Annotated in this window: 12 protein-coding genes and 1 other RNA gene; 1 reads left to right on the forward strand and 12 read right to left on the reverse strand. The window is 66.9% G+C overall.

Annotated elements, in window-relative coordinates:
- Positions 1-81: 81 nt before the first annotated feature.
- The 11 genes from BN3560_RS05005 to ffs all read right to left on the reverse strand — a co-directional run bounded on the left by BN3560_RS05005 (position 82) and on the right by ffs (position 11627).
- Positions 82-735, reverse strand: coding sequence for an amino acid ABC transporter permease (locus tag BN3560_RS05005; protein ID WP_096227237.1), 654 nt, complete (start codon positions 733-735; stop codon positions 82-84).
- Positions 736-921: 186 nt separating this feature from the next.
- On the reverse strand, positions 922-1764 hold the full coding sequence (locus BN3560_RS05010; RefSeq protein ID WP_096227238.1) for a transporter substrate-binding domain-containing protein: 843 nt from the start codon (positions 1762-1764) through the stop codon (positions 922-924).
- Between the two features lie 189 nt (positions 1765-1953).
- Positions 1954-3309, reverse strand: a complete 1356-nt coding sequence (locus tag BN3560_RS05015) for a redoxin family protein (protein ID WP_096227239.1) — start codon at positions 3307-3309, stop codon at positions 1954-1956.
- Between the two features lie 65 nt (positions 3310-3374).
- Entirely contained in the window at positions 3375-3809 is a 435-nt protein-coding gene (locus BN3560_RS05020) for an RrF2 family transcriptional regulator (protein WP_096227240.1), read from the reverse strand.
- A 144-nt stretch (positions 3810-3953) separates the two neighbouring features.
- Positions 3954-5102 carry a 4Fe-4S binding protein gene (locus BN3560_RS05025; protein ID WP_096227241.1) on the reverse strand — a complete coding sequence of 383 codons (1149 nt, stop codon included), beginning with the start codon at positions 5100-5102 and terminating at the stop codon, positions 3954-3956.
- A 2-nt stretch (positions 5103-5104) separates the two neighbouring features.
- Positions 5105-6463, reverse strand: coding sequence for a molybdopterin-guanine dinucleotide biosynthesis protein B (mobB, locus tag BN3560_RS05030; protein WP_227115031.1), 1359 nt, complete (start codon positions 6461-6463; stop codon positions 5105-5107).
- A gap of 518 nt (positions 6464-6981) precedes the next feature.
- Entirely contained in the window at positions 6982-7578 is a 597-nt protein-coding gene (gene recR / locus BN3560_RS05035; RefSeq protein ID WP_096227242.1) for a recombination mediator RecR, read from the reverse strand.
- Positions 7579-7593: 15 nt separating this feature from the next.
- Positions 7594-7941, reverse strand: a complete 348-nt coding sequence (locus tag BN3560_RS05040) for a YbaB/EbfC family nucleoid-associated protein (RefSeq protein WP_096227243.1) — start codon at positions 7939-7941, stop codon at positions 7594-7596.
- Between the two features lie 79 nt (positions 7942-8020).
- Positions 8021-10474 carry a DNA polymerase III subunit gamma/tau gene (gene dnaX, locus BN3560_RS05045; RefSeq protein ID WP_096227244.1) on the reverse strand — a complete coding sequence of 818 codons (2454 nt, stop codon included), beginning with the start codon at positions 10472-10474 and terminating at the stop codon, positions 8021-8023.
- Between the two features lie 20 nt (positions 10475-10494).
- Entirely contained in the window at positions 10495-11334 is an 840-nt protein-coding gene (locus BN3560_RS05050) for a VTT domain-containing protein (RefSeq protein WP_096227245.1), read from the reverse strand.
- A gap of 201 nt (positions 11335-11535) precedes the next feature.
- An RNA gene (gene ffs, locus BN3560_RS05055) (signal recognition particle sRNA small type) lies at positions 11536-11627 on the reverse strand.
- Positions 11628-11808: 181 nt separating this feature from the next.
- On the opposite strand from ffs, the gene BN3560_RS14295 reads away from it, so the two are divergent.
- The gene (locus tag BN3560_RS14295; protein ID WP_154270426.1) at positions 11809-11970 is read left to right on the forward strand and encodes a hypothetical protein; all 162 of its coding nucleotides are present in this window, start codon (positions 11809-11811) and stop codon (positions 11968-11970) included.
- Positions 11971-12045: 75 nt separating this feature from the next.
- Here BN3560_RS14295 and aspS read toward each other — a convergent pair whose 3' ends face one another.
- Positions 12046-13824: an aspartate--tRNA ligase gene (gene aspS / locus BN3560_RS05060; protein ID WP_096227246.1), complete on the reverse strand. Its 1779-nt coding sequence runs from the start codon at positions 13822-13824 to the stop codon at positions 12046-12048.
- Positions 13825-13972: the final 148 nt, after the last annotated feature.

The raw sequence follows: 13972 nt of genomic DNA on the forward strand, positions 1-13972 counted from the left end.
CAGCTCCTTCCAGGTCCGCCAAAGTCAGCGAGGGCTTCCGCAGCGTCGGCCGTTCCGCTGTTCGTCAGAGCGGCGGGACCATCAGTCATGGTAGTAGTTCAGCTTCTTCTCGATGCGCGTGAGCACGATCTCCACAACGAAGTTGAACACCCAGTAGATCACGCCGGCAATCACGTAGGGAAGCATGCTCACCTGCGAGGCGGCGATGGCCTTCGCCTGGCTGAACATCTCCATGATGCCGAGCACGAACGCGAGCGACGTATCCTTCACCAGCGTGATGATCTCGTTGCTCATGGCAGGCAGGATACGCTTGACCACCTGGGGAAGCACGATCTTCATGAACGTCTGGAACTTCGAGTAGCCCAGCACCTCGGCCGCCTCGTACTGCCCGCGCGGGATGGACTGGATGCCGCCGCGGTAGATCTCGCCGAAATAGGCCGCATAGTTCACGATGAAGCCCACGCTGCAAGCGATGTACTTCCAGTCGTTGCCCATCTGCATGCCGAAAAGGTAGTACGGCCCGAACATGAGCGCCATGAGCTGCAGCATGAGCGGCGTGCCGCGCATGACCGAGATGTAGAAGCGGGTGACGAGCGCAAGCGGCTTGAACCTGCTCATACGGCAGAACGCCACCACGATGCCGAGGGGCAGCGCTCCCACGAGCGTGGTCAGGAATATCTGGATCGTGAACACCAGCCCCGATCCCAGCAGTTCCAACATGGTTGCGAATTCCATGTCCGGCCTTTCTCAATCATCACAGGTCCATCAAAGTCAGCGAGAAGCGCTGACGTGCCCCGGATTGCCCCGTTTCGCGGCCGAGCGTGCTTGTGCACGTGAGGGCAAGCGAAAAAGGGGCAAGGCGGGGTGCGTCAGCGCTTCGCAGCGTCGAGCAGTTTCGGCGGCCGGCGGGCCGCCGAAACGCTACAGAACCCAGTTGTCGTAGGTGATGCCCTGGTCGGCGTACTTCTCGCACAGCTGCTTGACGGTGCCATCCTCGTCGAGAGCCTTGAGAGCATCGGTAACCTGCTTGGCCAGGTCGGAGTCGCCCTTCTTGAAGCCCACGGCGTAGTGCTCGGTGGACAGCGGCTCGTCCATCTGCACGTAGGCGCCGGACTTGGCAGCCATCTGGAACGCCGCGATGGACAGGTCGCACGCCACGGCGTCCACCATGCCGGATTCGAGCTGCATGAACGCGTTGTTGTAGTCGCCGATGGTCTGCAGCTCCTTGAACGTAGCGGCGAGCGCGGCCTGGCCGCCCTCTTCCTCGTTCTCCAGCACGTCGAGCGCCGCGGAGTCAACCTGCGTCATGACCACCTTGCCGTTCAGGTCTTCGAGCGTCTTGATGCCGCTGTCGGCCTTCGCAACCACCACCTGCTCGTTCAGCATGTACGGCTCGGAGAACGTGTAGCCGTCCTCGCGACCCTCCATGGTGAAGCCGTTCCAGATGCAGTTGATGGAGCCGCTGCCCAGCAGCGCGTCCTTCGCATCCCAATCGATAGGCTCCAGCTTCAGCTCCCAGCCCATCTTCTCGCACACGGCCTTCGCCAGGTCCAGATCGAAACCGGTGAACTGGCCGTCATCGCCCACGTAGCCGTAGGGCGGGTAGCTCTGGTCGAAGCCCACCGTGAGCGTGAACGGGGCGTCGCCCGCGTTGCCCTCGTCGCTCTTCTGCGCGTCGCCGCCGCCCGAACAGCCGGCCAGCATGACGGCAGCCAGTGCAAGCGTCGCCGCGGCAACGACGATGCCCTTGAGTTTCTTCTTCATAGGTCGTTCCTCCCATGTCCCTGCGGCCCGACGCACGCCTCCCCTGGCTGCGCGCCCCTCGACCGCTTTTCTACTTTACTGCGCTAAAGCGTTGCAGGCAGTATAGCACAGCTCCCGGGAAGGGGAAGAGCCCGAGAATGGGAATGCGCGGGAATGCGTCGCGCCAACCCGGCGGGCGGCGCGCGAACGCTACTTCCGCACGCCGGAAATGGTCTGGTCGACGATATTGTCCATGACGTCGGCGGTGAGCATTCCTGCCGCGTAGCCGAACACGTAGCCGTCCTTGTCGATCATGAACGTGGTGGGGAACGAGCTCACGCCGAACGACGAGAACAGCTGCCCCGTGGTGTCCATGAGCACGGGATACGTGATGCCGTACTCGTCGATGAACGCCTCGACCTCGTCCACGCCCACGTCGCTGTTCTGCGGATGCTCGGACGTCTTGGGGTTCGCCACGCCCAGCACCACCACCTCACTCGCGTTCTCGCCGCGGTCGCGGTACAGCGCCTCGATGTCGGGTATCTCGCGCTGGCACGGCCCGCACCAGGTGGCGAAGAAATTCAGGAACACTGTCTTGCCGCGGTAGTCGGACAGCCGGTGCTCCGTCCCGTCCTGGTCGACCAGCACGAGGTCGGCGTTCGGGGCCATCCTCATGCCGTCCTTGGAGGCCGCGCCCGCGTCGGCCGAACCGCCCCCGGACGGCCTGTCCGACCCGGAAGCGCCATCGGAGGGGCCGCCCCCATCGGGGCCGCCGCCGTTCTCGGCGTCGGCCGCGCCCTGGTCGGCCGGCTGCTCCTGGGCCGCCGGCGCGGCGCCGAAGCTCGACAGGTAGCTGGTCACGCCGTTCATCCACCCGGTCACGGTCATCACGCCCATGACGATGAGCAGCGCGCCGCCCACTTTCACCGTGTACTTCACCACGTTGCCGTGCGTGCGGAAGAACCGCAGCACCTCGCCCGTGAACAGGCCCACCGCCAAGAACGGCAGCACGAACCCGACCGTGTACACGCCCACGAGCGCGAAGCCCGTCGCAGCCGACGCGCTGGACGACGCCATGAGCAGCACGCTGGCCAGCACCGGGCCCACGCACGGCGTCCACGCGAAGCTGAACGTGAAGCCCAGCACGAGCGCCACCAGCGGGTTCATGGCGAAGCGCCCCAAGTTGAACGGCAGGCGGTGCTCCGTCTCGATGACGCGCGTCTTGCCGAAGGCGCCCAGCATGTACAAGCCGAACGCCGCCATGACGATGCCCGCAACCACCGAGAACACGCGCTGGTTGCCCGTGAAGAACTGGCCGAGCGCCGTGAACCCGAAGCCCAGCAGGAAGAAGGCGAAGCTGACGCCGACGACGAAGAACAGCGTGTTCACCAGCACCTTCTTGCGCGGGTACTCGATGGTGCCGTCGTCGCCCTCCTTTGCCGCGCCGCCGGCGAGGTAGCCCACGTACAGCGGGATGAGCGGTAGCACGCAGGGCGAGAAGAAGCTCAACAGGCCCTGGATGAACACGGTGAGCGCCGGAACGCTCGTTTCAAGCGAGAAACCCATGATTGCTCCTCATCGGTCGTCGTCGGCACGAAGCCGAACGCGAAAAAAAAAGGGGGGGGGCGACCCTACGCGGACTTTGCCGCAGACGCCCCGCCGAAGATGCGGCCGTCGATAGACGCCACCGTCACTCGTTTCAGGCGCTCACGGCAGCACTCGTCCAAGTCGGCGAAGACGTCATCCATGATGCCGCCCATGCCGGAAGCCACGAGGCACTCCTTGTCGGCATCGCCGCTATGCCAGCGCGCCTCGACGAAGCGCACGCCCAGGGCCTCGGCGATGGACGCCAGATCGGTTCCGGCCGGGTCGGCCGCGAACCGGTAGCCTCCCTCGTTGCCCTCTCGCGTCTCCACGAGCCCTGCCCGCTTGAGCGGCGCCATGACCTTGCGAACCCGGGCGGCGTTCGTGCACACGTTCTCCGCCAAGGCCTCGCTCGACACGACGCTCTTCTTGTGGTTCAGGAACACCAGCGCATGTACCGCCACGATGAAATCGCTGTTCATGTAGACCCGCCCGCCTTCATTCGCACTCGGCGCCTGCGCCGAAGGTTTGCTTAACTGTTCACCTAACTTATACAGTATGTTCTGTACAAAGAGAAGGTACAGTTCATGAAAGGCACGAATTCTCCGTCGGCGACCCTGCGCGGCTTACCGCTTCAAGCTCGACAGGATGCCCGGGCGCGCAGGCGGATTCGGCAGGTGGATCAGCCGCGGCTCGAAGTCGAACAGCTCGTCGGTCGACACGATGGGGCTCACGGTCAGGCAACCCTTCAGGCAGGCGTCGGCGCACAGGTTGCACTGCACGCAGTCGGCTGCCGAGAACTCCAGGAAGCTGCCCTCCCCTTCCTCGGGCACGAGGTCGCTCTTCTTGAGCGCGCCGGTGGGGCAGAACACCGCGCACATGCCGCACGACGAGCACGCCTCGCCGTCCACGTGCACGCTGCCGAACAGGCTCGTGTCTATCTCGGGCACCACCGACGGGCCCAGGCTGTCCATGGCATCCAGCACGTGCATGCGCCGTACAGGATTGAACTGGGGCAACGTGCCCGCATCGGACATGCGCAGCCTATCGCGCAGTGACGGCGCGTTCGCCATGCCGGTCTTCTTGAAGGCAACCTCCACCGTCTTTCCGGCCGCGTCCAGCGCCGTGCCCTTGGCCTGCGAGAAGAAGCCGCGGCGCGAGGCGCCCAGCAGGCTGCGCGCGTCCTCCAGCAGCACGTCGTCCGGAAACGCCGAGGCGCGCTCCACGCAGATGCCCGACCCCTGGGCGGCAAGCAGCTGGTTCGCCGAGGCCACCGTGGCGTCGATGCCCGGCACGCAGGCACGGAACTTGCAGGTCGCGCAGGTGCCGTCCACCAGCAGGATGTCCTCCACGCCGCGGGCCGCCAGCTCCAACAGCACGCTCTCCTCCATGCGCGCAAGGCACGGCACCTCGGCGAACTTCGTCGGGTCGCCCTTGCGCTTCGAGGCGATGCGGGCGCACGCGAACACGGCGCGCCCGCCCGAGGCCACCACGGCGTCGGCCACCGCTGCGGCCAGGTCCTCGTCGAGGGGTGCGAGCGGGATGAGCGCCTCGGTGGGGCACACGGTCGTGCAGGCTCCGCACGCCACGCACCGTTCGTTGTCGAGGGCGAGCACGTTGTCCTTCGCACCCACGGCATCCGTCGGGCACGCGTCGGTGCACTTCCGGCACGAGGAATGGCGGTTGCGCACCACCGTGCAGCGGTCGGGCGCCAAGAACACGGCCTTGCTCTCCAGGGCCTCGGCAACTTCCACGATGTCGATGAGGTTGGGCATGCCTATCCTTCCAAGAACGACTCCTCGAGCGCGTGCAGCTCGTCGGGCGTGTTCGCGTTGATGAAGCAGCCGCCCATGGGCTCCGCCTCCAACACCTTGCTCTGCGGGAACTCGAGCACCTTCACGTCGTCGAAGAACGCCTGGGCGCGCTTCTCGCCCCGGTCGAGCGCGCGGCGCACGGCGGGCAGGCAGGCCATGCGGCGGTACAGGGCGTGGAACGGCTCGTAGCCGTGCTTGTTCACGGGCACCACCACGTCGGCGCCCGACTCGTTCATGGCCAGAGCCTCGGCCACCACGAGCGACCCCGAGGCGAACACCATGTCGCACGCCACCACGGCCACGTAGGGGTTGCGGGCGGCCTGCATGGCCGTGTAGAGGCCGGGCAGCGCGCCGCGGTAGTCGAACGCGTCGCACACGAGCTGGATGCGGTACTGCGGGAACTCTGCGTGCAGGAACGCCAGGTTGTCCGGCTCGTTCGTGGTGATGACCAGGTCGTCGGACACCGGCGCCAAACGCTCCACGAGGCGGCAGATGAGCGGGCGCCCCGCGAAGGGCACGGTGGCCTTGCTGCGCCCCATGCGCCGGCTCTCGCCGCCCGCCTGGATGACCACGGTCACACGCGGGCGCACGTAGTGCTCCTCCACGAAGTCGGCGAGGCTGGCCACGTCGCACAGGTCGAACGACGGCACGTTGTACAGCTTGGAGGCATGCACGGCCTCCCCGATGTCGGTGACCACGGCCACCGTGTCCGACGTGGGCAGCTTGTTGGAGATGTCCACGTGGTCGGGGTGCTGCGTCTTGAAGTGGGCGCTCACCGCCGAAGCGTCGGCCGGCACGTCGTCGCCCTCCATGACGCGGCGCAGCGCCTCGCGCGCGTCCTCATCGTCCGCGGGCGGCACGGTGCCGCGCGAGAACTGGGTGAAGTCGGTGCCCAGCGGCCAGCCGCGACGGGCTCCTTCCGCGAACACGTCGGCCACCCGAGCGTCCGCCTCGTTGCCCGAGCGCATGATCTCCACGGTGGGCAGCCCGCTCTTGCGGTAGCCTTCCACGATGACGATGTCGTGCCCGTGCATGCTGCGCACGATATCGGAGCACTCCATCTCGCCCTCCACCGTCTTGATGCGCGCCATCTGCCCCGGCGCGGCGATCACCGTCTCGCTCGCCCCGGCGGCGCGGTGGCGGTACGAGTCCTTGCCGGGATAGTCGATGTCGAAGCCCACGTGGCTGTGGTGCTTCACGCTGCCCACGTCGTAGCCGCGTGCGACCAGCTCGGCTATGAGCTGCTCGATAAGCGTCGTCTTGCCCGAGTTGTGGCGGCCCACGATAGCGAGGGCCGGGCTGGGGATGTTCACCATGTTCATGCACCCGTCCTTTCGGCGCATAAGTATAGCATGGCGCAGCGCCCGTCCCGGCATTCCCCTATCTCCTTTCGGAGCCCTTTCCCGTGGCGTGCAGTATCGCCGCCGCAGCGCGACCGCTGCGGCGACCGCAGCCGGTCATCCGCTGGCATACTGCGCGGTCAACGCACGCATGCTTGCCATGCTGCTGCGCGAGGCCTCCCTCTGCTTTCAGCGGTAGAGCGTTCTTTCGCCGAAAAAAAGTGTTGTTATTTTGTGAAGGAGGGTGGTATACTGAGTCCCGCATTTACAGAGGCTTTGTTGCTTCGGTAAAGATAGGGGTTCTGTTTTTTGGAGGGGGCAGAACCCTTCGTCTTTTCTTGGGTGCGAAGAGGCCGCCGCGCGAGAGCGCGGCGGCCTCTTGCCTGTTCGGACTCGGCGCGTCCATCCCGTTCGATTCGACGACGCGCGCCCTGGCCTTCCTCATGCCCCGAGCAGAAAACCCGCGCTCGGTCGCTCGGAAACTCGGTCGCGCGTCCGAGCTACAGCGGCCGGCGCGCCTCGATGGCGCGGCCGAGCGTCACCTCGTCGGCGAACTCCAGGTCGCCGCCCACCGGCAGGCCGCTGGCGGGACGCGTCACGCTCACCCCGAGCGGCTTGATGAGGCGCGCCAGGTAGGCCGCCGTCGTCTCGCCCTCCACGTTCGGGTTCGTGGCCAGCACCACTTCCTGCACCTCGCCCGACGCCAGGCGCTTCATGAGCTCGGCGATGCGCAGGTTGTCCGGGCCGATGCCCTCCATGGGCGACAGGGCGCCGCCCAGCACGTGGTACACGCCCGAGAACACGGCCGTGCGCTCGATGGGCGGGATGTCGCGGGGCTCGCTGACCACGCAGATGATGCTCGCGTCGCGCCGGGACGACCGGCAGATCTCGCACAGGTCGTCCTCGGCGTAGTTGAAGCACTGCCGGCAGAAGTGGACCTGGTCCTTCACTTCCGCGATGGCCTCGGACAGGCGCAGCGCCGTGGCCTTGTCGGTATTGAGTATCCAGTAGGCGATGCGCTGCGCCGACTTCGGGCCGATGCCGGGCAGGCGCTCAAGCTCGTCGAGGAGCTTCTGGATGGACGGCGCTGCGTACATGGCTGCCGACCGCGCCTACATCAGGCCGGGGATGTTCATGCCGCCGGTCACGGAGTTCAGGCGCTGGGCGCTCACCTCGGACATGCCGCGCAGGGCCTCGTTCACCGCCGCCAGCACCATGTCCTGGAGCATGTCCACGTCCTCGGGGTCCACGGCCTCGGGGTCGATGACGATGCTCTTGATGGCCATGTCGCCGGTGGCCACCACTTTCACCATGCCGCCGCCGGCCGTGGCCTCGTACTCCATGTCCTTGATCTCGTCCTGGGCCTTCGCCAGCTCGGCCTGCATCTTCTGGGCCTGCTTCATCATGGCGCCCATGTTGCCCATGCCGCCGCCTCCGGGGAACCCGCCTCGTTTCGCCATCGTGCTCTCCTATCTGCTCTTTGCTCGTCGGTATCGGTCGTCGTTTATCGAATGCCGCCTGTTGCTTCGTTGCCTCGCGCTATTCTCTCACTTCTTCGACGATCACGCCATCGCCGAAACCCGCCGCCAAAATGGCCTCCAGCTCTCCGGGCGACTGCGCGGGAGCCGTCATGTCCACGGAAGGCGAGGTGCGCGTATCGGGCTCCGGCGGCAGGTCCGGGCGCGGCGCGGGCGTCGCGGCAGACGCCGGGACGACGTCGGGCGTCGTGGACGTCGCGACCGGCCGGGGCTCCGAGACGGCTGGCCGGGCACCCGGGGTGGCCGCGGGAGCCGCCGTGCCGCCGGGCGACGGGACGCCCGGCGAGGCGACGGTGCCGTAATCGTCGTAGGGAACCATTTCGTCCTCGTACGGGGGGAAGTCGTAGGCATCGACAGGGGCCGGATCGGGCTCCGGAACCGCGTAAGCCGACGATGCGGCATGCCGGGCGCCCGAGGAGGCCGCTGCGGCCGACGTCTTGGAAGCGGCCTGTTCCGGCACGGAAGAGGCCGCGGCCCGTGCGAGCGCGGCGGCTGCCGGATTCGAAGCGACCGCCTGCGCGGGGGCCGACGCGGCCGGCTGGGACGCAGAAGCTGCAGGCGCCGAGGACGCTGCGGGCGCAGCCGACGGCATTGCGACGGCGACCGAGGCTGCAGCCCCCGCGCCGTCGGATCCTTGGGTGTACGTGAACGGCAGCGCCGCGCCACACGCCTGCGTGAGCGCCGTCAGGACGGCGTCCTGCACGTCGGGTTTCTGCACGGCTTTGAAGGCGAACGAGTTCTCAGCGGGAAACTCGATGACGAACAGGCCCTTGTCGGCCCGGTAGAGGGCCTTCGTGTTCAGGAACAGCACGCCGTACGCCGCCTTGTTCTTCTTGAGCGTGGACAGCGTCGCCTGCCAGATGCGCTGGAGCGCCGCCGGGTTCTGGAGGCTTGCGGCGAGCTCGGCAGAGGGCGCGGCGCCGCTCGCTGCCGGCACGGCAGCGGAATCGGCCTGCGCGGGCGGGGCGCTCTGGGCCGCATCGGCAGCGACGGCAACGCCTGCGGGCGCGGATGCTCCGGACGGCACCGGGGCGGACCCCTGCGCGCTTGCGGGGAAGGAAGGCTCCGGCATGTGCGAGGCGGGAGACGCCTGCGCGGCCGGGGACTCCCCGCCCGCGCGCGCGCGATCAGGTTGCCCTGCTCGGGCGCTTTCGTGCGCGCCGAGGGAGGCCGCGCCCGGTGCCCCGGAGGCAGCGGTACCCGCACCCGCAGAAAAGCCCGCGCGCGCATCGGCAGATGACGCCCCCTGCGTGCCCGCCGGCATCGCCGGCTGGGCCTGGCTCGCTGCGGCGGACACCACGTGCGCAACGGCCGAATGGCCGCTCTCCAGCGCCTCGATGCGCTCGGCAAGGGCCTCGAGCGTCAGGTCGGAATCCGGGCGCACCATGCGCGTGAGCGCGATCTCGAACGACAGGCGCGGATTCGTGGACGTTTTGAGCTCGGCCGAGAGGTCGCCCAGCACGCCGAGCAGCCGAGAGAGCCTATCGGGGCCGAACCACTGCATCTCGTGGGCCAGCTCGCGGCGCGTGGCGTCGCTCACCTCCAGCGCCACGTCGGCGCCTGCCAGCGTCAGCACGTACATGTTGCGCACGTGCTCGGCCAGGTCGCGCACGAACTGCGCGAGGTCGGCGCCCGTCTCCACGTAGTCGGCCGTCCAGCGGAAGCAGGCGGCCACATCGCGCGTGCCGATGGCTCGCACGATCTCGGCCACGTCGCTCGTGTCCACGCCGCCCAGCATGCGCTCGGCCACCTCCAGCGTGACCTTGCCCTCGCCGAACGCGATGAGCTGCTCGAGCGAGGTGAGCGCGTTGCGCATGCCGCCTTCGGCGCGATGCGCGATAAGGTCGAGCGCCTCCCCCTCGAACTCCACGTCCTCCGCCACGCAGATGGCGCCGAGGCGCGACACGATGGACTCCGACGAGATGCGGCGGAAGTCGAAGCGCTGGCAGCGCGAGTGGATGGTCTCGGGTACCTTCTGCGGGTCGGTGGTGGCCAGGATGAACACCACATGGCTCGGCGGCTCCTCGAGCGTCTTCAGCAGCGCGTTGAACGCCGCCGTCGACAGCATGTGGACCTCGTCGATGATATAGATCTTGTAGCGTCCGCGCGTGGGGGCGAACTGCACGCGCCCGATGATCTCCTCGCGCACGTTCTCCACGCCGGTGCGGCTCGCGGCGTCCAGCTCGTAGACGTCCGGATGCTCGCCGTTCGCGATCATCACGCAGTCGTCGCACGTGCCGTCGGGCTCGGGCGTGGGGCCCCTCTCGCACAAGAGCGCCTTCGCCAGCAGGCGCGCGGTGGTGGTCTTGCCGGTGCCGCGCGGGCCCGTGAACAGGTAGGCGTGGCTCACCTTGTCCTGCTCGATGGCGTTCTTGATGGTGCGCTCGATGTGCTCTTGGCCGACGACGTCCTCGAAGATCTGCGGCCGGTATTTGCGGTAAAGTGCCTCTGCCATCGCGTATGCTCGCTTCCCTGCTACTCCGTCTTCGAATCCGCCCTGGCATGCGCGCCGCGCGGCGCCTCCGCGCCTGCCGCTGCAGGGGCCGCATGCTTGCCGGCAACCGCCTCCTCGGCCACGGCCGCATGCGCGGCGCGCAGCTCCCGCTCCTCGGCCACGTCGGCGTCGATCTCGGCCTGGACCTGCGTGCGTCCGTCGTCCGCCTTCTTCTTGCGCGAGCCCAGGGCGGCCTTAACCGCGCCGATGATGGCCGGTGCCACCGACACGGCCACGATGCCCAGCACGATGACCTCGAAGTGCTCCTGCACGATCGGGATGCCGCCGAAGAAGTACCCCACCAGCACGAACAAGCTCACCCACGACACGCCGCCGATGACGTTGAACAGCGTGAACTTCGCGAAATTCATGTGGCCGGTACCGGCAATGAACGGGGCGAACGTGCGGAAGAACGGCATGAAGCGCGTGATGACGATGGTCAGGCCGCCGTACTTCGCGAAGAAGTGGTCGAGCTTGGCCATGCGCTCGGGCGTGAGCGCCTTCACCTTGCCGGAGTCGATGATGCGAGTGCCGAAGAACCGCGCGATCCAGTAGTTCGACGTGTTGCCCAGGATGGCCGCCACGTAGAACACGATGAGCGTGGCCCATACGTTCAAGCCCCCGCCGTCGGCCGAGAACACGCCGGCCGCGAACAGCAGCGAGTCGCCCGGCAGGAACGGGAAGAACACGAGCCCTGTCTCCACGAACACGATGAGGAACAGCGGCGAGTACACCCACACCGGGCCCAGCGCGATAATCCAGCCTGCAATGGCCCCGCGCGGATCGCTGAGCAGGTCGACGAAGAAATTGATGATGTCCATGTACGCCCTTCAGTGCCACAGGTTGCCAAACCACCAGCCCGGACATGCCAGCGAGAAGGGCTGTGGTACCGGAATTGCCCCGCCATGCGGCCGAGCGTGCTTTGGCACGTGAGGGCAAGCGTGAAAGGGGCAATTCCGGTACCACAGCCCTTCGCAGCGTCGAGCCGTTCCGTCGGTCGTCAGACTGACGGAACCGAGTAACCCGGATAGGCAGGGCGCTCGTCAGCGGTCCCTTATGGCTGCTTCCTCCCGGACCTGACCAGGTTCGGAACATGGCGCCGCCCGGCCCATCCGAGGTACTCGGTTCATACGGTGCTTAAGTATAGTCGAAAGCGGGGGCGAGCGCCCTCTCCCGGCCTCGCGCGCAACCAAAAGCACATAGCCTTCATGTGCCAGACAATAATGCTATCATGCTATACTTTCCTTGGCGGCAGTGTTCGCCTGCTGGGTGGTGCCGGAAAGGACGGTGCCGCTATGGGCATGCTCGATATCCACGCAACACTCGTTGTCGATCAGGTTGACCTCTGGTTCTGGCTGATCGTGTTGAAGACACTCTTTGCAGTAAGGCGATTTGAAAATGGTGACGATGGAAATAGTAAAGCCGGCCCCCACACCAAGGACGACCGGCTTAACTAGATAACACGCACCACCCGCGCTGGCGGGCGCTGCCGTTGGCAGGATTGTACCGCGTTCCCGCCGAGCGTGCAAGCGCTACAGCGTGCGCAGGTTCACTTCCTTGAGCTGGCGGCCCGTCACGGCGCTCGGGGCGCCCGTCATCGGGTCGCTCGCGGAGCTCGTCTTCGGGAAGGCGATGACGTCGCGGATGGACGCCTTGCCGCCCAGCAGCATGACCAGGCGGTCGAGGCCCAGCGCGATGCCGCCGTGCGGCGGAGCGCCCAGCTCGAGCGCATGGATGAGGTGGCCGAACTTCTCCTCGATCTCCTCGTCGGTGAGGCCGCACGTGCGCAGCACCGCACGCTGCTCGTCGGCATTGTGGATACGGATGGTGCCGCCGCCCACTTCGAAGCCGTCCATCACCAGGTCGTAGCTGTAGCTGCCGCACGCCAGCGGGTCGCTCTCGATCTTGTCCACGTCCTCGTCCAGCACATGGGTGAACGGATGGTGCTCGGCGGCGTACTTCTTCTCGTCCTCGTCGTAGCGGAACATGGGGAAGTTCACCACCCACAAGAGCTGATGGCCCTCGCGCGGCACGTTCAGCGCCTCGGCCATGTGCAGGCGCAGGGCGGAGAGCACGGCGCTCGCCACCTCGTAAGTGTCGGCGGCGAACAGCAGCAGGTCGCCCGGCTCCACGTCCATGGCCTCCTTCAGCGCGGCGAACTCCTCGTCGCTGAAGAACTTGATGATGGGGCTCTTCTCCTTGCCGTCGGTCGTGAACGCGATCCAGGCCATGCCCTTCGCGCCGTTCTCGGCCGCGATGTCGGCCAGCTTCTCCACATCGCCGCGGCTCCAGTCGCCCGCGCCCTTCGCGTTGATGGCCTTCACCACGCCGCCGGACTGCGCCACGCTCGAGAACACCTTGAAGCCCGTGTTCTTCACGATGTCGGTGATGTCGACGAGCTCCATGCCGAAGCGCGTGTCGGGACGGTCGTTGCCGAAGCGGTCCATGGACTCGCGGTACTGCATGCGCTGCAGCGGGAACTCGTGGTCGACGCCCACGGCTTGCAGCGTCTCGGCCATGACGTCCTCCATGAGGTTCATCACGTCCTCGCCCTGCACGAAGCCCATCTCGATGTCCACCTGCGTGAACTCGGGCTGACGGTCGGCGCGCAGATCCTCGTCGCGGAAGCATCGGGCGATCTGGTAGTAGCGCTCGATGCCGCCCACCATGAGCATCTGCTTGAACTGCTGCGGGCTCTGCGGCAGCGCGTAGAAGCGGCCCGGGTTCGGGCGGCTCGGCACGATGTAGTCGCGCGCGCCCTCGGGCGTGGAGTTCGCCAGGATGGGCGTCTCCACCTCGAGGAAGCCGCGCTCGTTCAGCGCGCCGCGCATGGCCTGGGCCACCTTGTGGCGCAGGTGCAGGGCCTCGAACATCTCCGGGCGGCGGATGTCCAGGTAGCGCCACTTCATGCGCGTGGTCTCGTCCGTCTCGATGCCGTCTTCAATGGCAAACGGCGGGGTGACGCTCGTGTTCAGGACCTCGACGGACTTCGCCAGCACCTCGATCTCGCCCGTAGCCATGTTGGGGTTCACGGCCTCCGCGCCGCGATCGCGCACCGTGCCCGCGATCTTCAGCACGTACTCGCGGCCCAGGTGCTCGGCTTTCGCGAAGTCGTCGGCGCTCACGCAGTCGGGGTCGACGACCACCTGCGTGTAGCCCGCGCGGTCGCGCAGGTCGATGAAGATGAGGCCGCCGTGGTCGCGGTTGTGCCAGGCCCAGCCGGTCAGCACGACCTCGCGCCCCACGTCGCTTTTGCGCAGCTCGCCGCACGTGGCGGTGTGCATGCAGTATTCGTTCATGAAGTCCGTCATAGTGGTGGTTCCTTGCTCCTTGGCGCCGCTATCGAAAACCCGCCGCGCGGGGCGGCGGGCAACACTCAAACTGGTTTATTGTACAGCAGTTGTCACAACACGATAACGATCTGCGTTCATTCCATGTAAAATGCTCTGCTCGACCGCC

Source organism: Gordonibacter urolithinfaciens (genome assembly GCF_900199375.1).
GTDB lineage: Bacteria > Actinomycetota > Coriobacteriia > Coriobacteriales > Eggerthellaceae > Gordonibacter > Gordonibacter urolithinfaciens.